This window comes from Rhizobium sp. No.120 (assembly GCF_054558365.1).
The window spans coordinates 17,534-40,114 of the sequence record NZ_BAAJNQ010000011.1 but is presented as its reverse complement, the minus strand read 5'-3'; the positions used below and the strand labels follow the sequence as shown (position 1 = coordinate 40,114).

Below are 22,581 nucleotides of genomic sequence, written 5' to 3'. Positions count from 1 at the left end.
CACATCGCGGCTGACGTAAAGTCAAGCGGTATACTTAACGACTTGTTCTTTGGTTAAGTTAACCATCGGTAAAATAATTCTGCAGTGCTGCATAACCGGCTATATCGATGAGGTTAAGGAAGTATTGCAATCGTCGTGCTCCCGTAATTGATTGCGGCAAATTGATAGACACCGGGAGCCAGACCCATGGACGACTTGCGCATTTCGACCGTAGACCACGAAGCTGCTTCGCATGATTTCGCATCAAGCGGTCGGGACGAGGGCATTGCAGCCGATGCTGGCCCCGGTTATGCGCCGACGTTGTCGCAGAATGCTGATGTCGCTGCATTCGAGGTGGCACAAGCCGAGGAACAACAGGCGAATGGCAAAACTGGGCGGCTAGGCGCGAGCGAGCCGCAAAATGCTCCCGTCACGGCGCCGATCCAGATCGTGCCGGATCAGGGCAACGTCGTTCATCTGCCGCCGAACACTTCTATCGACGACATCCATGTCGAGGGACGCAACCTTGTTCTCATCCAGGCCGACGGAACGCGCATTGTCATCATCAACGGTGCTCTGCACGTTCCGACCTTCCTGATCGGGGAAGTGACGCTGCCGCAGCAGGCCGTCGTCGCGGCATTACAGCAGCAGGGCATCAATGTCGCCGAAGGTCCCGATGGTTCGGTTCACGCCGGCAATGGCGCGGACTCCGGTCACCAGTTCACGGACAGCCAGGCCGGGAACCCGCGCACTCCGCTGAATCTGATCGGCCTTCTCGGCCCTGGTGACTTAATCGGAGGCGGCAACGGCGGCAATCTCTCCGGCACCCAAACCCGTGTTCCCTTCATCGATCCGCAGGCGACTGAAACGGCCTCGTTGGTCGAGCACGGCAGCAGCACCGGCGCCTTCCTTACCTCAAGCAGCACCGGCCGCTTCGGCTTCGGCGGCAACAATGCCTCGATCACCACTGTCACGCTGATTGGCGAGGCAGAAATCACCAGCAGCGGTACACAGCAGCTGTCGGGCCTGACCTCCGGCGGTGTCGCGGTTGTTGTCACCCAGAACGGCCAGACCGTCACCGGCGTCGCCAATGGCGTCACAGTCTTCACGCTGGTATTCAACGCCTCGACCGGCGAGTACACCTTCACCCAGCTGGCTGCCCTCGACCATCCACGCGGTGCCAATTCGGCCAGCGATGTGCTTGAACTGCAATTTCGCTACACGGTCTCCGACACGAGCGGCCACACGGTTTCGGCTGTCGCGAGCGTCGACATCACCGATAGCGTGCCGGTTGCGGCCGTCGGTACGGCGGGTTCGGTCACCGAGGCGGCGCTGGCTTCCGGCAACGCAGTCCTGACCCATGATACCGGCGCCGCGACGGCCACCGGCTTGCTCAACATCTCCTGGGGCGCTGATAGCGCAAACACCGACAAGGGCGGTCTCGGCGATCGCTCGGTCGCCTTCACCAATGCCACGGTTGCGGCGACGGGTGAGGACAACGGCGTGCTAACCTCACATGGCCTCGCCGTGCACACGGCGATTTTGGCCAATGGTACGCTGGTGGGTTACACTGGTGAGGTGGCTCCGACGGCAACCTCCGCATCCAACGTCGTCTTCTATGCGACGGTCTCCGACACCGACAACGGCCACTATAGTTTCACGTTGGTGCAGTCGCTCGATGATGCCAAGGGTTCTGACGCAATCACGCTGACCTTCGGCTATACGGCCACCGATTCCGATGGCGATACGGCCACGAACAGCTTCACCGTCACGGTCGCCGACGACAAGCCCGTCGCCTCGACCGGCGACGTGGGCTCCGTCACCGAGGCGGTGCTGGCTGCCGGCAACGCAGCCCTGACCCATGATACCGGCGCCGCGACGGCCACCGGCTCGCTCAACATCTCCTGGGGTGCTGACAACGCCAATACCGACAAAGGCGGAGCCGGCGACCGCTCGGTCGCCTTCGCCAATGCCACGGTTGCGGTGACGGGTGAGGACGATGGTGCGCTGACCTCGCATGGCCTGGCCGTCCACACGGCAATTTTGGCCAATGGTACGCTGGTTGGTTACACCGGTGATGTTGCTCCGACAGCAACCTCCGCATCCAACGTCGTCTTCTACGCCACGGTCTCCGATACCGACAATGGCCACTATAATTTCACGTTGCTCCAGTCGCTCGACGACGCAAAGGGCTCGGACGCCATCACGCTGACCTTTGGCTACACGGCCACCGATTCGGATGGGGACACGGCCACGAACAGCTTCACCATCACGGTCGCCGACGACAAGCCCGTCGCCTCGACCGGCGATGCTGGCTCCGTCACCGAGGCGGTGCTGGCTGCCGGCAACGCAGCCCTGACCCATGATACCGGCGCCGCGATGACCACCGGCTCGCTCAACATCTCCTGGGGTGCTGATAACGCCAATACCGACAAAGGCGGAGCCGGCGACCGCTCGGTCGCCTTCACCAATGCCACGGTTGTGGCGACGGGTGAGAACAACGGCACGCTCAGCTCACACGGTCTTGCAGTGCACACGGCCCTGCTCGCTGACGGTACGCTGGTCGGCTACACCGGTGATGTTGCTCCGACCGCTGTCACAGATGCAAAGAGTGTGGTCGGTTCGAATATCGTCTTCTATGCAACGGTTTCCGACACCGACAACGGTCATTATAACTTCACGCTGGTTCAGTCGCTCGACGACGCCAAGGGCTCGGACGCCATCACACTGACCTTCGGTTACACGGCCACCGATTCCGATGGCGATACTGCCACGAACAGCTTCACCATCACCGTCGCCGACGACAAGCCTGTCGCCAGCGACGTCACGGTCGGAACAGGTAGTCTTTACGACACAACACCGACTGAGCAGATGCCGCTCCGCCCGCTCGTCGAGTCGAGCGAGGGGTCAACCCCGTCGGAAAGTGCTACCGACAGCGTCAGCGGCGGATCGGGCAGCCTGTTCACTGCCGGTGCTGACGGCTTCCAACAAATCAGCTTCACGGATCCGACCGGCCTCAAGGGCATCTATATTGATGCCAACGGTGTCGCTCACAAGGAGGGCCTGTCCTATAGCACAACGACGGACAATCTGGGCAATACCGTCTACACCGCAACCGGCAAGGAAACGGGCCAGGTTCTCTTCACCCTGAGCGTCGGTGCGGACGGCAGCTATACCTACGTGCAATCTGGCGCGTTCGCCGATGCTAAGGGCTCCGACAACGAGAATTTCAAGATCTCTTTTGAAGTCACCGACGGCGACGGCGACAAGGCGATAGGCTCGCTGACGCTTAACGTCGCCGACAGCCTTCCGGTCGCTAACAACGTGACGGTCGAATCGGGCAGTCTCCATGACACCACGTCGACGTCCTCGGAGACGAATCCATCTCCCGTCCAGCTGCTTGTCGAGCAGCCGAGCGAAGGCTCGCCACCGTCGGATGGCGCCAAGAGCGACTCCGTCAGCGGCGCAGCGGGCAGCCTGTTTACGACCGGCGCCGATGGCTTCGCGCGACTGACCTTCACCAATCCAACCGGTCTCAAGGCCATCAACATCGATGAAAACGGTGTCGCTCACAAGGAAGGTCTATCCTACAGCACCTCAAGGGACGACTCCGGCGACACGATCTACACCGCGATCGGCAGGGATTCCGGCCACGTCATCTTCACACTGACCGTCCATGCCGATGGCAGCTATACCTATGTTCAGTCCGGCGCCTTTGCCGACGCCAAGGGCTCTGACAATGAGAACTTCAAGATCGGCTTTGAAGTCACCGACGGTGACGGCGACAAGTCGACGGGCTCGCTGACGCTCAACGTCGCCGATAGCCTTCCGACCGCAAGCACCGTCACAGCCGAGCATCTCCTCAACGACGATATGTTCACGGGCGGCAACCCCGACAAGACCGATGAATATAACAGCGTCAGCGGCGCATCGGGCAGTCTGTTCAACACGGGCGCGGATGGCTTTAAGAAGGTCGCGATTGCTCACTCGGATCTGCCGACGCTGACCACGATCTACACCGATGCGGATGGCGTTGCGCATCAGGAAGCCGTGAGCTGGAGCAAGGCGCAGGTCACTGATGGCAGCACCACCTGGGTTGCGAGCAGCGCACATCATGAGACCGTCGCCACCTTGATCATCAATGCCGATGGTTCTTACACGTTCTCGACCGGTGCGCCGCTTGCGCATCCGACCGCGCAAGCCGATGAAGAGACCTTGTCCCTGACCTTCAATTTCACCGTCACCGATGGCGACGGCGACAAGGCAACGGGCTCGCTGACGGTTGGCGTCAAGGATGACGTGCCGATCGCTCACACGGTTGACAATACGGCCTCATCGGTCAACGACGATGCGCAGACCGGCGGCAACCTGGACCGCAACGGCGCCGACACGAACAGCGTCTCGGGCGCTGCCGGTGCCCTGTTCAGCGCTGGCGCCGACGGTTTTTCCAGCGTCTCAATCGACCAGGCCAGCCTGCCGGCATTGAAGACGATCTATCTCGATGCCAATGGGTTCGCGCAGCAGGAAGACGTGACCTGGGGCAAGCCGACGGTTTCCGGCGGTGCGACGACTTGGGTTGCCTACAGCGCCAATCACGAGACTGTCGCCACGCTGACCATCAATGCAGACGGCTCTTATAGCTTCAGCGCCAGTACGCCGCTCGTGCATCCGACCTCCGGCACGACGGAAGAAAGCTTGCCGCTGACCTTCACCTTCACGGTGACGGACGGCGACAACGACACGTCGACCGGCTCGCTGACCCTGCATGTTACGGACGATGTGCCGCTGGCAAACGCCGTCACCGTCACCAACGTGACGTTGAACGACGATGCCCTGAAGGGCGGTAACCCGGACACGGTCGGTGTCGCCGACACCGATAGCGTCAGTGGCACGAGCGGCACGCTCTTTACGGGCGGCGCGGACGGAGTTCATCAGGTAACGCTCGGAGCGACCACGGATTTCAGCGCCATCTATACCGGCAAGGACGGTTTTGCCCATGTCGAGTCGGTCGTCTGGGGCAGCCCGACGATGGCGGCGGGCGGCGAGACGATCTGGGTCGCGACGGGCAAGGACAGCGGCCAGACGGTCGCGACGCTGACGATCGGCACGGATGGTTCCTACAGTTTCACGCTGAGTGCACCGATTGCTCATGGCGCGAGCCAGACTGCGGAAAATACGCAGGATCTGACTTTCAACTTCACTGTTACCGATGGCGACAGCGATACGGCCAGCGGCGCGCTCACGGTTACCGTCAAGGACGACGCACCGATCGCCTATAAGGTTGATGTCACCTCGACGCCACTTAACGACGACGCACAGGCACATGGCAACCTCGACGGCGGCAGCGCGGACGTCAACACGATCAACGGCAATGCAGGAGCCCTGTTCTCCGCTGGCGCCGATGGCGTCAAGAGCGTGTCGATGGACAGCCTCCCGACAATGAAGGCGATCTATCTCGACAGCCATGGCATCGGCCACCAGGAATCCGTGACGTGGGCGTCGTCTTCGACGAACGGCGTGACGACCTGGACGGCAACCGGCGCCTCCAGTCATGCCACCGTTGCAGTTCTGACGATTGGCTCGGACGGTTCCTACAGCTTTACCACGGATGCGCCGCTCGTTCATTCGACATCGTCGACCACCGAAGACAGCTTGACGCTGAATTTCGGCTTCACGGTCACGGATGGTGACGGCGATGCAGCGAAGGGTTCGCTGGCGATTGCCATTACGGACGATGTCCCGGTTGCTTCCGGCACGACCATCTCGGTGAGGGCAGACGAAGGCGATATCTACAACGCCCTGTCGCAGGGCAACAGCCCGCTCGACGGCACGCATGACGGATCGTCCTCGCAGCCCGCTCTGATTGGTCTCGGCTTTGCCGCCACCGTATCTGGCTCCCTTGCGTCCACCGTCTCCTTCGGTGCCGACGGCGCAGCTGTCGGCGGCGGCTTCAGCTTCACCTCCAACGCGACATCGACGCTCGCCGCGCTGCATCTGACTTCGGGTGGCGAAGCGCTCTCCTATGCCGTCGTGAACAATGTGATCATCGGCTATGTCGATAACGATCACCATAGCGGCGTCAATCCGCTTTTCGACCGGCCAGTCCTGTCGCTGACGTTGTCAGGCGACGGCAGCTTCACCTTCCAGCAGTACGACCAGCTCGACAATGTCGCCGGCCCCGGCAACGACCTGCGCTCCGGTAATGGTTCGATCTCGGCCATCGATTTCGGCTCCGTCATCCAGGCGACCGACGGCGATGGCGATAGCGTGACGCTAAAGGGTGCCCTGAACGTCACGATCGTTGACGACGTACCGAAGGTAAGTCTTGGCCTGACGGGCTCGATCACGATCGATGAGAGCGGCAAAGGCGATGACGACGTCAGCGCCAGCAATTCGATCAGAGGTTTGTTTGCCGGCATCACGGGCGGCAACGATTCTCATATGTCGACGGTCTATGCGCAGCATGGCGTCGTTTCGCCGTCGATCTCCATGGGCGCTGACGATGCGACGGGTGCGACAAGCAGCCTGACACTCCATATCGACAACGCCGACTCCGGCCTAACGACGACGGCAGGTCAGACGATCACGCTCTCGCAGCTCGCCAACGGCACGGTTGTCGGCAAGATCGCGGACGGCGAGATCGCGTTTGCGATCCGCATCGATGACAGCGGCAAGGTCAGCATCGCCCAGTACATGGCGCTTGCCAACCCGAATACGTCGAAGTCGGACGGCGATACGGTCGATCTCACAGGCAAGCTTTCGGCAGTGCTGAGCGCGACCGATAGCGACGGCGACACTGTCAGCAAGTCCGTTTCCATCGGCAGCAGCATTCGCTTCGATGATGACGGCCCGTCGATCGGCAACGCCGTCTCAACGAAGGCACTTGCCGAGCACAGTCTTGTCACGAATTCGGGCACGATCTCGCCTTCCGGCGTGAGCACCGGCGCGGTTGCGCTCAATTTCGCCTTCGGCGCCGATGGCCCGGCTGCTCATGCCATTACCTTTGTTGCCCGTTCGAATGGCAGCTATTTCACCGCGAGCTACGGCAACAATCAGAGCCTCGATGCGACCAAGCTCAGCTCCGGCGGCCATGCGCTGTCCTATGCGGTCAGCAGCGACGGCATGACGCTGATCGCCTACACGGGCGGCAATGCCGCCGATCAGTCGAATTGGGTCTTCAAGGTCGACCTGTCTCAGGACAGTGCTCACGCTAGCGGCGCCTACAACTTTACGCTCTACAAGGCGCTCGACGACGTCAACGGCCAAGCCAACCTTTCGGATATCAAGCTGACCTTCCAGGTTGCCGGCCATGACGGCGACGGCGACACCACGACTGGCACGCAGAGCTTTTCGGTCGATGTCACCGACGACAGCCCGTCCATCTCGGCCTTCGTGGTCGACAAGAGCCAGGCGATCACCGTGGACGAACACGGCCTGACGGCGTCCTCCCCGGTCAGCGCCACGACCGGAACGCATTCAATCGTCACGGCGGTCGTCAATGCCGGCGCCGATGGCCTTTCCTCGCAGGTCTATTCCCTGCAGGTCGGCAACAATGGGAATTCTGGCCTCTCGACTATCGACAATCATGCGATCACGCTGCAGCAACAGTCGGCAGGGACGGTCAACGGCGTCTACACCGGCTCCGACGGCAAGGCGCACATTGCCTTTACGATCTCCATCGACGCCGGCAGCGGCGCACTCAGCGTCACGGAAAACGTGGCATTGAAGGACATCGTCAACAACAACGCGGTCGACCACCTGAACCTTGCCACCGGCTCCCTGAGCGCAGTGGTGACGGTGACCGATGGCGACGGCGATACGGCGAGCAAGTCTGCCGACCTGTCCGGCGTCATCACCTTCAAGGATGATGTTCCGAGCGTCGGCAGCGTGACCCTCGGCAGCGTCGGTGAAAACGGACTGGCGACGACGCATCCGACTGCCACGGGATCGCTGGCGATCAGCTTCGGCGCCGACGGCGCCAAGAGCGTCGCCTTCAGCAACGCATCCGCGGCAAGCAACGTGACAGGCCCGACCGGCCTGTCGTCGAACGGCAAGCCGCTGGCCTATGCCTTCATCGGCAGCCTGCTGGTGGCCTATACCGGATCGCTGCCGATAGCGGCCGACGCGGCCAACGTCGTCTTCACCGTGGCACTTGCGGTCGCAGGCTCTGGCTCGTATACGTTCACGCTCCTCCAGCCGCTCGATCATTCCGGCGTTATCGCTGCCAATGGCAGCCATGCGATCGACCTGACTTTTGGCTACACGGCGACGGACGGCGACAATGATACGGCAAGCGGCAGCTTCACGGTCGAAGTGAACGCGGCCGGCACGGTAACCGGTCAGACGATCGACTATTCCGCCATCTCGTCCGGCGTTACTGTCAACCTGTCCGAGATCAGCCAGACGGTGGGCGCGCAGACGATCGCCGCCAACATGGCAATCGATGCCGGCGCTACCCATGTCGTCGGCAGGGACAATGTGGCCGGCATGACGCATGTCATCGGCACCAGCGGCGACGACACGCTGATCGGCGGCGCTGGCGACACGCTGACCGGCGGCGCGGGTAACGATACTTTCGTGGCTGCCGGCGGCACGGTCACCGTCACCGATCTTCACGACAAGGACATCGTCAAGGTTCTGAACGGCGCGACCGCTGCGATCACCGCCACCGGCGATTGGACCGCAACGAGCTACACAGTCAACAACGGCACGGCGACGATCAATGCCAACGGCCATGACATCGATCTATCGTCCGCCGGCGGCAATGGCTGGACGCTGACCAATGCCGGCAATGCGACCGGCGTAACCCTGGTTGGTTCGAACCACGGCGACACGATCATCGGCGGCTCTGGCGACGATATCATCAGGGCCGGCACCGGCTCTGACACCATCGACGCTGGCGCCGGCAACGACAAGATCTATCTGTCTGCCGATATTGCCGATGCGGCGGCCTATGGTCCGCGCAGTTTCGACCTCGGTTCTGGCATTAAGATCGATGTCTCGCTCGACCACATGTCCGGCACCGGCGACAGCGTCAACGGCGGCGTCGGCGACGATACGCTCTATCTGCAGGGTTCCGGCTCGAACGGCTACGTCCTCGACTACCGCTCGACCTCCGGCCTGCAGCTTCAGGGCGTCGAACACATCGTTGGCACCGACAGCAACGACCTGATTGCGGTCTCCAAGACCTATATGAGCGATGCAGCCGGCGGTGGCGTGACCATCGACGGCGGTGCGGGTGACGACGTCATCTTCGGCGGCGCTGGCAACGACACACTGATCGGCGGCGCTGGCAACGACATCATCGTCGCCGGCACGGGCAACGACACCATTCTCGGCGGTACGGGTAGCGACAAGATCTACTACACCGTGGGCTCCGGCAACGACCGTATCGACGGCGGTGCGACCCCGGTTGGCGGAAAGGAAACCGACACCGACGAACTGCATATCGTTGGCGATGGCAACGGCCACACCTACGCGATTGGCGAGATCGCCTTGAGCGATACCGGCAACATCGTGTCGGCTGACGATCATGCCGATCTGACCATCGGCATCAGCGGCGGCGGCAGTATCCGTGCCGACGGTATCGAGGACCTATACCTCGATCTTGGCGGTAGCGCTGACAACACGGTCGTCTTCGGCAATGTCAGCGATACGGCGCTGGCGCCCGATACGATCGTCGTCAACAGCGGCAACGGCAACGATACGTTCGACATGACCGGCCTCACCGGCAATGTACACATCGTCATCAACGACAGCGATCCTGTTGCAACCGCAGGCAGCGACACCGACACGCTGAAGCTTGCTGGCAAATGGGCCGACTGGACGGTTACGCACACCGGTGTCGACGACGGCACCGGCAGCTACACGCTGACGAACGGTGCGGAGACGATCACCGTCACCAATGTCGAGCAGTTCACCTTCATGGGTGAAAACGGCGGTGCCGGCGGTACGCTGTCGCTCAGCCAGCTGATGAACGTCGCGCCTGTCGCCAACAGCTTCACCGCCTTGAGCGCGGTGATTGAGGACAGCTCGAGCGAGACAGTCGAAGGTTTCATTCTGCACGGCAATCATGCTACGGATGCGAACACCAATAAGTTCGATACACTGACGGTTGTCGGCATCAATGCTGGAGCGATGCCGTCCGCGGTCGCCAATGTGACGGGCTCCAACCCGACCGTTGTTGACGGCACCTACGGCAAACTGACCATCTACGCCGACGGCACTTACAGCTATACACTCGACGACACGAAGGATGCGACCAACTCCCTCAGCCAGGGAGAACAGGTCAAGGAGATCTTCGACTATACCGTTCAGGACGCCCACGGGGTCCAAAGCTCCGCGACGATCACGATTAACGTTATAGGCACGAACGATGCGCCGATCGCCGTTGCCGAGGCGGCTTCGGTGACCGAGGACACGGCTGTCATGGCGACCGGTAACCTTCTTGCGGGAGCCAGCGACGCCGACCATCTGGACGTCCTTTCGGTCGCCAAGGTCGGTGACGTTACCGACGGTCATGCAGGCGTTGCGGGCACCTATGGCACGCTGACCTGGGATAGCACGAGCGGTGAATACACCTATGTCCTAAACAATGCAGATCCGGCCGTGCAGCATCTCATCCCGAACGAGACGCTGACCGACACGTTCACCTTCACGATCACCGACAATCACGGCGCCACCAGTACCCAGACGCTGATGGTGACGATCAACGGTTCTGACGATTTCCCGGTCATCATCGGTGTACAGGATGCTGGTGGCCATGCCGCTGCCCCGAACCTGCTGGTCGACGGCGATTTCGCCCATGCAACGGCATCCGCCTGGACGAATGGTGGTGGCTTCATCTGGGCAACCGAAGGCACCGGCTGGACGATATCCGGGACCGAACCGGGTCAGACCGGCGTGCGCCTCGAAGAAATTGCGAGCAACTATAACGGTGTTACCTCCTCCAACGGCGCGCCGATGGTTGATCTCGGTGCTTCTCCGGGCAATATCGCGATCTCGCAGACCGTTCACGGACTGACTGATGGTGCCAGCTACGTTCTCAGCTTCGAATATGGCACGCCGGCCAATGGCACCGCAGCCGTACAGGTCTGGTGGAATGGAGAGCTGGTCGATACGCTGACCCCCACGCCCGGCGCAGGGCCTATGTCGATCATTACTCTACCGCTGACGGCACATGGCAGCAACAATACGATCTCCTTCGTCGAGGTCGGCACTGCCAGCGACAACACCGGCACCTATCTCGCGAACGTTTCGTTGACCGCCGCATCGGCAAATTCGCTGCCAGTCATCGCCGATGCGATGAACGAGAACGACACCCATAGTTTCACTTTCGGCTCGGCTCAGTTCAACTACGGCGCCGATGGTCAGGGCACCACGGGCGCGCTCACCTTCGACACTACGCATGCGGTGGTCTCCGCTCCCCAGGGTATCACTCTCGGTATGCCGCAGTTGAGCTTCGATGGTTCGACTATCACAGTGATACCGGGCACGGCCTTCGACACGCTTGGCGCCGGCGAGATTGCCAAGATCAGCATTCCCTTCGAAGTGACGGATCGCAACGGCAGCGTCACCTCCGGTGTCTACGAGTTGACCGTCACCGGCACCGATGACGCGCCTGTTATCCTCGCATCGAGCCAGACAAGCGGTTCGGTCGTAGAACAGGGCTTCGATGCGAGCGGTCATCCGGTTGGGATCTCGACGGTTTCGGGCATTATGGCAAGTAGTGACGTTGATCATGGCGATACCGCCATCTGGTCGATCGTCTCGGGCCAGACGACTGCGTCGTCGGTGCATGGCACCTACGGCACGCTGCAGATGGATGCGAGCTCCGGCAAATGGACCTACACGATCGACGAAAAGGCGGCCGACTCGCTGCAGCTCGGCGATCAGAAGGTCGACAGCTTCACGGTCGAAGTCGCGGACGGCCATGGCGGCATCGCGACGCAGCAGGTCAACATCACCGTCAACGGCTCTAATGATGCACCCGTAATCAGCGGCGCGGCAACCGGTTCGGTCGCGGAAGCCGGCGTCAACGTCGCAGTCAGCGCGGGCACGGTCTCGGGCTCTCTGACGGCGAGCGACGTCGACGACACGTCCTTCACCTGGTCGGTTGTCGATCCGAAGAACAGTGCTAACAGCGCCGGTTCCGAGGTGGGAGCCTATGGCACGTTGAGCGTCGATCAGACTGGCAAGTGGACCTATGTTCTGGATCAGTCGAAGGCCGATCCTCTGACGGCGTCGGATCAGAAGCACGATGTCTTCACGGTGCAGGTCAGCGATGGCCATGGCGGCGTCACGACGCAGACGGTCGATGTGACGGTCAACGGCACCAACGATGCACCGACATTTACCGGTGATACCGGAAGCATTCTGGAGGGGAGCACTGCTCCGATCAGCGGCGCGATCGTCGTTTCTGACGTCGATGCAAACCAAAGCTCCTTCACGACCGCGTCTTCAAACTCGATCGCGGGCGCACACGGGACATTCACCTTCACCAATGATGGTTCCGCGACTGGAACTTGGACCTATGCGCTGAACAACAATGACACGGCGGTTCAAGCGCTGACGGCTGGCGCCAAGCTGACCGATACCCTGGCCCTCACCTCGGCCGACGGAACGCCGCACAACGTTACCGTCACGATTACGGGCGTCGATAACCCACCGGTGTTCGGCACGGGAACGACGACGGGGTCGGTGACGGAGGATGCGTCTTACAGCGTAGGTCCAGAGCTGATAACGAACGGCAGTTTCCAGAGTTATTACTTCTCCGGAATTCACAGCTATCCAACCAATTGGTCTCTCACCGGGTCAGTCTACGATGTGAATGGCGGCCGGCTTGATTCCACGTCGGCAATGCTTGTCTCAAATACCAGTTCCATCAACTCGCTTTCGCAGACAATATCGACGGTTGCTGGACAGACATATCAGCTCAGCTTCTACATGCAGGATTTTGCCACTAGCCTACCCGGCGGGGCGGCGGCAATTTTCGATGTTACGACAGGATCTCAAACCCAGGCCATCAGCTATACGTACTCTAACTCCAGCAGTAGCCCCTACCTACTCTATACGGTCAACTTCGTTGCAACGGGCTCGAGCACCGTCATTAAATTCTGGTCTCCTTACCAGCCGTTTGGCTCATTCAATATCGATGATGTCTCGGTAAAGGCGATAGCGGGAACACCGGGTATTGAAACGACATCGGGGGCGATCACGTTTAACGATGTCCATACGGCCTATACCCACACCGTAAGCTACACGGTACCCGCCGGAAGTAATTACTACGGCACATTTGCGGCAAGCGTTGATAATGCGAATAACAAAGTTAATTGGACATTCAGTGTCAATGACAGTGCCATCCAGTCGCTAGGGGCCAATGATCATATTAATCAAACATACACGCTAACGTTGAGTGATGGTCACGGTGGAACGGTTACAAAGGATGTGGTCGTAACGGTCAACGGTACGAATGACGCAGCCTCGATCTCCGGCGCGGCGACCGGCACGGTCACCGAAAACGGACAATTGACGGCTGGGGGCACGCTTACGGTTACCGATGTCGACCACGGCGAGAATCATTTCCAGACCCCGTCTTCGCTGTCGGGAACATACGGCGCATTCAGTTTCGATGCGAATAGCGGCGTGTGGAGCTACACGCTCAATAATTCGGCCGCAAATGTGCAGGCGTTGACTGGAGGTCAGACTGTCACGGACAAATTAACCGTGACGTCGGTAGACGGGACAGCCTCTCAGGATATCGTTGTAACGATCAACGGGACGAATGATGCGCCAGTGGTGGACCTAAACGGTAGCTCCATGAGCGGTGTTAATGCCTCGGTCAATTACACAAAGGGCGCAAACGCTATTATCTTGGCGCCGAATGCCTTTGTCACGGATGTTGACTCAGCGAATTTCGCCAATGGAAGTCTCACGATCAGTTCGTCAGGTTCTTCGGACAAGTTGAGCATCAAGTCTCAAGGCCTGATAACTTTCACCGTGAATGGCAGTAATGGGAGCGTATTTTACAACGGCAAAACAATCGGCTCGTACTCGAACAATGGGTCGACCCTTACGGTTGCATTTAATTCGAATGCTACTCCGACAGCAGTAACGGCATTGCTTGAGAGTATTCAATATAAGTCGGACTCCAGCACGGCTGGTAACAGGATAGTTAGTTTCTCTATCGATGATGGTGACGGCGGAATTTCAGCCGCAGCCCAAGTAACGGTCAACTATACGAACAAGCCTGCAGGCATGTCCGGAGAGTCCATCAACCTTGCACTTGCAGATCCGTCGCATCACGTCGGCGCGGTCACGTTGAGCGTTGCCGGCCTTCCCGCCGGCTGGGTGCTCAACGAAGGCACGCATAATGCCGACGGCACCTGGACCGTGGTGACGAACAATCCGTCCTCGCTGACGGTGACTTCGCCCGATGGCGTAACCGGTGCGGTGGTTCTCCAGGTCACTGAGACTTGGACCAATGCCGATGGTTCGACTGGAATGGCCACCGTGGCCGATAATGTCGAAGCCTATGCCAAGGGTTCGCCGATCTTTGCCTGGTCGGGCGATGACACGCTGACAGCATCGAGCGGCAGCGACGTGCTGGTCTTTGCAAACACCATCGGCACAGACGTCGTGCACAAGTTCGATGTGGCGCATGACAAGATCGACCTTATCGGCTTTGCGGGCTTCAACAGCTTCGCCGATGTTCTGGCCCATCTGTCCAGCGATGCCTCCGGCAATGCCGTCATTACACTCGGCAGTGGTGAGACTATCACCCTGGCAGGTGTCAGCGCCGCGGCGCTGACTGCTGACGACTTCCTCTTCAACGAAGCGGTCGTCATGCACAATAGCGGAGACATGGTGATTGCCGACGGTGCGTTGATGCCCTTCAGCGGTACGCTCGACAACACCGGCAGCATCCATATCTCTTCGGCCGGCAGCGAGACGGACTTCGAAATCGTTCAACAAGGTCTCAGGCTGACCGGCGGCGGCAAGGTGACACTGTCAGATAGCGCATCCAATGTCATTTTCGGAAGCGATGACCATGTCACGCTGACGAATGTCGACAACACCATCTCCGGCGCCGGCCAGATCGGCGACGGTCACCTGACGCTGGTCAACGAGGGCACGATCATTGCCGACGGCAGCCACGCGCTCGTCATCGACACCGGTGTCAACGCGGTGAGCAACACCGGGACGCTGGAGGCGACCGGAACGGGTGGCCTCCATATCCACAGCGATGTCGTCAATAATGGCCTGCTATGGGCGAATGGCGGCGACGTCAATCTCGGCGGCAATGTCAGCGGCACCGGCACCGTGCTGTTGTCCGGTCATGCCAACCTCGAAATCGGCGGCTCGTTCAACGAGGCAATCACGCTTGGCAAGGACGCTCAGGCTACGATCACCATCGACCACGCGGCTGCCTTCAGCGGCACGATCGCCGGCCTCGACGGCAACGACGCCTTGCGGTTCGGCGACATCTCCGCCGCGACCGCCAGCTTCTCCTATGCGGAGAACGCAGCAAAGACCGGCGGCGTGTTGACCATCACCGATGGCACCCACACCGCCTCCATCGGTCTCACGGGCGAGTATTCGGCCAGTGAGTTCTCACTCGGTCATGACGGCGCATCGGCCGAGATCGACTTCAGCGGGATCGACCACCTCTATGGCACTGACGGAAACGATTTGCTGACAGGTGGCGGTGGCGACATCATGACAGGCGGGGCTGGTGCGGATACCTTCGTTCTCGATGTCAAGGCCCTGCACAACCTCAACATGGCGGATGTCATCACGGACTTCAGTCCGAAGGGAGACGGCGACAAACTGGATGTCTCGAACCTGCTCAATGCGCTGGTCGGCGAACATCCGGGCATGACCGAGGCGAGTGCGGTCGCGTCGATGACCGCCGAGGTCGATACTGCAGCGAATTCGACAAAGATCAGCGTCAACACTGGTTCGGAGACCCATGTGGTCGCCACGCTGCAGAACTACGCACCGACGGGTCACGACGCGGTCCACGTGCTGTTTAACAACCACGAGGAGCAGCTTGCGACCCATGCGCAGACCGCCGGCGCCTGACGGCCTTGTGTCGGAACCTGTATCTGGAAGCAACGCTTTTCATCGATGGCGCTGTCGTGCATTCTTTCCTCCGTCCCGGACAGGATAGAAGGCGCGGCGGCAGTCAACGTTTCGAAAAGGACCATCTCGTTTAAGGAGGGAGGCACGCGCAGTTTCGAAGTTTTTCGAAACTCGCCGGATGGAAACCGGGTTTTGGACAGGAGGCCGGCACACCAAAGTCAGGAAGTCAGGCCGTGATACCGTTCCGATGTCGCTGCGCGTGATGAACGTCTTCCGGCCAGCGGATTGGAAATGGAAGCCCGTCCATCGCCATGTCGATATGCTGAAGTCTTCCTCATGGTCGGACTATCCCACCAGCTTGAGCTCCTTATCCTTCGCGCGGCAAAATTCGATCAACCGCTTTGAGGACATTGGTCTTGCCAGAGCGTAGCCTTGCAACAAATGGCAGCCAAGCTCTTTCAAGATCTTCGCATGCTCCATCGTCTCCACGCCTTCGGCGACGATGTCGATGTTCTGCGATCGGCCGATTTCGATAATCGAAGAGACCAGGCGGCGCTGAGATGGAGATGTCACGATCGGCTTGACAATCTCCCGATCGATTTTAAGCCGTCGTGGCTCAAATCTAAGCAAACTGACGATACTGGCATGTCCGGTGCCGAAATCATCGATCTCGATTTCGATACCGAGCTCTTTGACGGCCGGAATTATCTCGTCGAGAGCTGGTTGAAGATCGTCAAAAGAGATTGTTTCAAGTAGCTCAAAACACAGGCGACCCTTGACTAAAGGAAGCTCAGCCAGTTCAGCAAGCAGATTTGGCTGGGCCAGTCGACGCGCGGAAATATTGACCGAGACGCGGGGGATGCGCATTCCCAAGCTGTCCCATCTTGTAAGCTCGAACAGCGCCTTTTGCAGGATCAGCCGATCCATGTCGCCGGAGCGTCCCAAATTTTCCGCGACCGCGAGAAATTTATCCGGGGTGAGCAGACCTTTTTGCGGGTGATCCCAACGCGCAAGTGTTTCGACGCCCGCAATATCCAATGTGTCTGCATGAAACTGCGGTTGGAAGAACGCAACCAGTTCATCGCAATCGAGCGCATGATTGAATCCGTCCGCCAATTCCTTCGTATGGATGGCAGCACTGCGAAGCTCCTCGGTGAATATGGCCGCCCGGCCCCGACCCCTCTTCTTGGCTTCGTATAGAGCCAAATCGGCGTTGAGACGCAGCTGACTGAGATCTCGCTGTGCACGTTCAGTCTCCCAGGCCACGCCGACGCTTGCTCCGACCACACACTCTAAACCGTCAACGAACAAGGGCAGCTTGAGTGTATCGACGATCTGTTGAGCCAATTTAGTTGCCCTCGGCGCGGGATCGGCGCTCCAGCTAGCGAAGATGAACTCATCTCCGCCGATCCGAGCCGCCACGTCGTTTGGGCCGGCCAAGTCGACAAGGCGCGAAGCTGCCGTCTGCAAGACCGTATCACCTCCGGCATGTCCCTTGGTGTCGTTGATCTCCTTAAATCGATCCAGGTCGATATGAATCAGTATCAGACAATCTTTCGGACCCGGCCTCGGCGGCTGTGAGATCATCTGGTCAATAAATCGGCGATTGGGAAGGCCCGTTAGCGCGTCGTGCAAAGACAGGTGTTCGAGCCGTTGCCGTGCTCGAACAAGCTTTTTCTTGTGAAGGCGAAGCTTTTCGATGGTCCTTTGGCGTGATTTGGTCAGAAAGCCTATCCAGACAATCGGTGCGAGGACACACACGGACAATAAGCAAGCATAGAGCTCGAAAGTGGCCAATCCCCTGTTTTGACCCCATCCGTCCCGAGGTACTGCGGCAAGTGTCCATCGGCCATAAGTCATATCAACGGATGCTACGACCGGATTCTTCGAAAAAGTATCGAGGTCGCCGAGAAAACTTTGTTTGGGTACCGTCGGTTCCGGTGTGTCGCTGATGGCAATCTCGAGATCGGTAGATACCAGACCGCTATCTTGGTAGAGCCTCGGTATGTCTACGATTCCGGAAACAAGACCCCAGAAGATCTGGCTTGTTCCGTCCGTGATATAAACTGGGCATCTGACAACGAAAGCCCTTCCGCCTTGAAGGAGGTCCACAGGGCCTGTCAGGACAATATTATGAGTATTTCGCGCCAGCATTGCGCTATCGCGTTGCGTTTCGTTTGTTCGATAGTCGAGACCGATCGCTTTTTGGTTTGGTTTTTCTGGATAAACCCACTTGACCACCATGCCGGGGGCTGCTGCGAAGCTTCGCAACTGTGAATCCGGCTGCAAAATCTCCGCGGCGAGTTTCGAAAAGGCACTTTGGTCCATTGCCGGGTTAACCGTTATACCGGCCGCCAGTCCTTGCAGCAGCTTCACATTGCTGTTGAGGTTCGTCTGAAGCCGAGATGATATGGTAGCAAGTTCACCGGCAACCACCGAGCGCTCGTCGGCGAGTGATCGTTCCAGCCGCCAGTTGGTTGCAACATAGACGACGATTACTGCGATGATCGTTGCAAATATTGCCGGAGCAAATGCGCTAGTATGGTTTACTGCAGAACTCGCGAAGCCGCGCAATATCTTTGAATTTTTTCGAAACTTCATTAGGTTGCCGGTATATGAGACCGCCCGCATCCTTGCACAGCTTCTTTAAAGCAACGCTAAGGTCCGCCACTGACCTTCTGTCGAGGAAAGCTGTCCGCTTTTCTTAAATTGGAAGCCTGAATATTGTTATCACAGGGATCCAAGCTGTCACGGATACCACTTTCAGAAAAGCACCCGATTGCCAAAGATCCTTATCCCAGGTTTTTCCCGCTCCCGACTTGGGAACGGTTACATTTGTTTCAAACCATGCGCTCTAATGGTCGGAATGTATCATCATTGCGAGTGTTTTGCTGTTGGTTCCACGCGGAACTGAGCCGGTTTCGGAGTGCCTGCGCCCGACCAAGTCGCTGTCACACCAAAATCCCTTGCCAGGGAAGGCCGTCCATTCATGAACCCCTCGAGCTGGACCATCGAAACGCTCTAAACTAAGCCGCCTGCTGGGTGAGTTGGGTTAAAATCCGCGCTGAATGGCAGCTCATAATCCGTGATGCGCTCTTAAACAGCAAAAGCAGGTGGATGATTGGCATCATTTCAAACGATAGGATTCCTCGGGTGCGCTCCGCCAATCGGCCGGAGAGGTGCCTTCAAGAGCAAACAACAATTTTATTCAATTGTTGAACGTCGGTGTTGCAGATTTTACACGCATATCTAAAAACGAGCGTGTGAATCGCTCATGTGCCTGCTACTTTTTGCTGTACTTTTTTAGAAATCTGCTATTGAGCGGATTAGGCCCATGATCGGCTACGCCAACCTGTGGTGAACCTTCCTGATTTTCGACCGACATGCCGATTGAGCAAGGTACGTCCGCCTTGCGCAAGCGGATGGCTTTGACCTGGTAGTTTGTATGCCCCCCGCAATTAAGTCTTTCTCCTTCAAGAGCTTCACCGCTATCGCGTTCCTTTCCTCGGCGCTGGTTGCATTTTCGGCGGCCGCGCAGGAACAGCCTGCTCCGGCTGCAGCTAATACGTCGTCCAACACCGGTTCTGCTCAGGCTTCCCCTGCCGCGGCAAGTGAGCAGCAGCCGCCGGCCCCACAGGCGCGGGTGCAGAAATTTGACGACTGGTACTACCGTTGCATCGACGGCAAGGCGGCTGATGGTTCAGTGACGGCGAACTGCGAAGTCGCGCAGATTGCAACGGTGAAGCAGGGTGACCAGGACGTCAACGTTTTGACGCTGGCGATCGCCAAGGTTGCGGCGCCCGCCACGACGGACAAGAAGGCGGCAAAGGAACCGGCCAGTGAACTGGTGCTGACGACGCTCGTGCCGCTCAATATGTTTCTGCCAGCGGGCATCGGCATCGATGCAAGCGACAAGCCCGTCGTGCAGCTTGCCTACCGCAACTGCAATCAGGCGGGTTGCTGGGCGCAACAGAAGCTGGACGCCAAGATGGTGTCGGCTCTTTCCAAGGCGTCGGATGGTACCGGCCATGTCCAGATGATGAATGGTCAGAAGGTCAACATCAAATTCTCGCTGAAGGGATTGTCGGCGGCGCTCGATGCGCTCCAGAAGGCCGCCTCCAACTGATCCGAGCGAGCCTATGACCTCAATCTCGCGTGCGGCGACCGCCATCGGTGGACTTTTGGCAGCGGTCCTCGTGGTGTCGACCGCGGCCGCCCAAACTCCGAACGACGACTTCGCGCGCCGTCAGGCGCAGGAGGCCGAGCAGCAGCGGCTGCAGAGCCTGGGTCAGATGACGCCAAGGCCGTCTCCGGCCGAAGTTCAGCAGCCGGAGAAGGCTGGTGGCGGCAAGTCCGGCCCGTGCTTTGCCATCACCCATATCGAGGTCGAGGGCGCCAAACAGTTTTCTGCCGGTGCGATCGACAAGGTCACTGCTCCTTACGCGAACCGCTGTGTGGGCGTTGGCGAGATCAATGCGCTCTTGCGCGATTTGACACATCTCTACCTCGACAAAGGGTTTGTCAGCTCTCGCGTCTATGTGCCGGCGCAGGATATCGCCAAGACCAAGGTGCTGCGCCTCGTTGCCGTCGAGGGCACGCTTGCCGACATCTACATCAACGGCAAGCCGGCTTCGGGTTTCGGTGCGGCGGGCTCCGGCGTGATCGCCACGGCCTTTCCCGGTATGAAGGGCGAGATCACCAATCTGCGCGATATCGAGCAGGGGCTCGACCAGATCAATCGTCTGACCTCCAACAATGCCAAGACGGCGATGCTGCCCGGCAAGACGGATGGCACCTCCATCCTCAATATTGAGAACAAGCCCAGCCATCCCTGGCATCTGTCATTCGGCAACAGCAATCTCGGCCAGGAGCAGACGGGATACTCCAAGAGCTCGGCCTCGATCGGCTACGACAACCTGTTCGGCATCAACGATCAGTGGAATTTTGGCTACGAGCATACCGGCCCCGATTACCCCTGGCGCGATGATGGCCACGGCAAGAGCAACAGCTATTCCGGCAATGTCAGCGTGCCCTATGGCTATTGGACCTTTTCGGCGAACGGCTCCTGGTATGAATACAACAGCTCTGTGCCGGGCAATTTCGGGCCGCTCAATACATCGGGAGACAGCAAGCAGGTCGGCGTCGGCGCCGATCGGGTGATCTTCCGCGACAAGGATTCGATCACCACCTTCAATAGCGGCCTGACCTACAAGGAAACCAACAATTTTCTGCTCGGCAACAGGATCGAGGTCGGCAGCCGCAAATATACCGTCGGCGATCTCGGCATCTCGCATTCGCGCCGCATGCTCGGCGGCCTCTGGGTCTTGGACCTCTCCTACAGCCAGGGGCTCAACCTTTTCGACGCTGTGGCTCCAGGCGATGCCAGTGCGGGCAACGCCGATCCCCGCTTTTCGAAGTTAACGGGCACGATCACCATGACGAAGCCCTTCGAGGTGGCGGATCAGCATCTCGAGATCAATTCGATCGTCACCGGGCAATATTCCCCCGACAATCTGTTCGGGGCGGAGCAGATCTCGGTCGGTGGCTATTCCTCCGTGCGCGGCACGCGCGAGACCATGCTTTACGGCAATAACGGCGTCTTCATCCGCAACGATCTCGTCTGGCGGACGCAGCCATTTGCCGACAATGCCGCACTGGCGAAGATGCTTGGAGAGTTCAGGCCCTATGTCGGTCTCGATTACGGGCGGATCGCACGCCAGGCCCGCTACCAGATCGCAGGTGGCGACATGCTCGGTTGGACGGTCGGGGCCAAGCTCGCCGGCGGCAATCTCAATTTCGATATGGGTTATTCGGATGTCTTCGGCGGCACGGTCGACCGCCGCGACTCCGGGCTTCTTTTCGTAAGTACTTCAGTGAGGTGGTGAAATGGGTGAGCAGATGAAGGAAAATAGCAAAAAATGGCATCGCGGCGTGACCAGTGTTCTGTTTGCCGCTGTGCTTGTGGGTTCGACGGTAGTGGCCGGATGCACGACACAAGATCCACGCCTCACCGCAGCACTTAGCACAGCCAGTATCGCTGATGTCCGCATAGAATCGGCGCCCGATCTGCGGATGGGATCACCTCTATTGAACGGTGACACGCGGGAATCTCAGGTCGCGCTTGTGTCGCGTGTCCTGCAGCAAAGACTTGCAAAGGATCTGAAGGGCTATCCAGGGGGTAATGTTCCCGCGCGGTTGATTGTCACCCTTCATGATCTGGATGTGGCCTCGGCTCCCGGCAGAATTATCGCAGGCAACAACAGCTTTATCGATGGAACCGTCCGCCTCGAGGACATGCGCACAGGAAAACTGATCGCGCAGGCCCAGGAGATCCGCGCCAACGACATGACGGTCCGCGGGGATGGGCTAGCACTCATTCCCGCGATGGTCATCAACGCGGCCGTCACCCCCAATCAGACCGCAGTGGCGACCCAACTGGCCGAAACCTTCATGAAGCAGGTGAAGACGTGGCTGACGCCACGGAAGTAGTCGATCGAAAATCCGAAGCGGGTAGCAAGC

At 59.3% G+C, this 22,581-nt stretch carries 5 protein-coding genes; 4 read left to right on the top strand and 1 reads right to left on the bottom strand.

Annotated elements, in window-relative coordinates; all coding sequences use genetic code 11:
* Nucleotides 1-186: 186 nt before the first annotated feature.
* A complete protein-coding gene (locus ACYJRZ_RS24345; RefSeq protein ID WP_459463376.1) occupies nucleotides 187-16,062 on the top strand; it encodes a T1SS-143 repeat domain-containing protein in 15,876 nt (5,291 codons plus the stop codon).
* Nucleotides 16,063-16,407: 345 nt separating this feature from the next.
* Here ACYJRZ_RS24345 and ACYJRZ_RS24340 read toward each other — a convergent pair whose 3' ends face one another.
* Nucleotides 16,408-18,663, bottom strand: a complete 2,256-nt coding sequence (locus ACYJRZ_RS24340; protein WP_459463374.1) for a bifunctional diguanylate cyclase/phosphodiesterase — start codon at nucleotides 18,661-18,663, stop codon at nucleotides 16,408-16,410.
* A gap of 844 nt (nucleotides 18,664-19,507) precedes the next feature.
* On the opposite strand from ACYJRZ_RS24340, the gene ACYJRZ_RS24335 reads away from it, so the two are divergent.
* Genes ACYJRZ_RS24335 through ACYJRZ_RS24325 form a run of 3 tightly spaced genes read left to right on the top strand, consistent with a single transcriptional unit; the run spans nucleotide 19,508 to nucleotide 22,551 of the window.
* Nucleotides 19,508-20,188, top strand: a complete 681-nt coding sequence (locus ACYJRZ_RS24335; protein WP_459463372.1) for an invasion associated locus B family protein — start codon at nucleotides 19,508-19,510, stop codon at nucleotides 20,186-20,188.
* 13 nt (nucleotides 20,189-20,201) lie between these two features.
* A complete protein-coding gene (locus tag ACYJRZ_RS24330) occupies nucleotides 20,202-21,947 on the top strand; it encodes a ShlB/FhaC/HecB family hemolysin secretion/activation protein (RefSeq protein WP_459463370.1) in 1,746 nt (581 codons plus the stop codon).
* Nucleotide 21,948: 1 nt separating this feature from the next.
* Complete coding sequence (locus tag ACYJRZ_RS24325; protein ID WP_459463368.1) at nucleotides 21,949-22,551, top strand: hypothetical protein; 603 nt, start codon at nucleotides 21,949-21,951, stop codon at nucleotides 22,549-22,551.
* Nucleotides 22,552-22,581 lie beyond the last annotated feature (30 nt).

What these genes read in the sequence shown, in the direction of transcription:
- ACYJRZ_RS24345 (WP_459463376.1), top strand. Translation starts at nt 187, where the DNA reads ATGGACGACTTGCGCATTTCGACCGTAGACCACGAAGCTGCTTCGCAT.
- ACYJRZ_RS24340 (WP_459463374.1), bottom strand. Translation starts at nt 18,663, where the DNA reads ATGAAGTTTCGAAAAAATTCAAAGATATTGCGCGGCTTCGCGAGTTCT.
- ACYJRZ_RS24335 (WP_459463372.1), top strand. Translation starts at nt 19,508, where the DNA reads ATGCCCCCCGCAATTAAGTCTTTCTCCTTCAAGAGCTTCACCGCTATC.
- ACYJRZ_RS24330 (WP_459463370.1), top strand. Translation starts at nt 20,202, where the DNA reads ATGACCTCAATCTCGCGTGCGGCGACCGCCATCGGTGGACTTTTGGCA.
- ACYJRZ_RS24325 (WP_459463368.1), top strand. Translation starts at nt 21,949, where the DNA reads ATGGGTGAGCAGATGAAGGAAAATAGCAAAAAATGGCATCGCGGCGTG.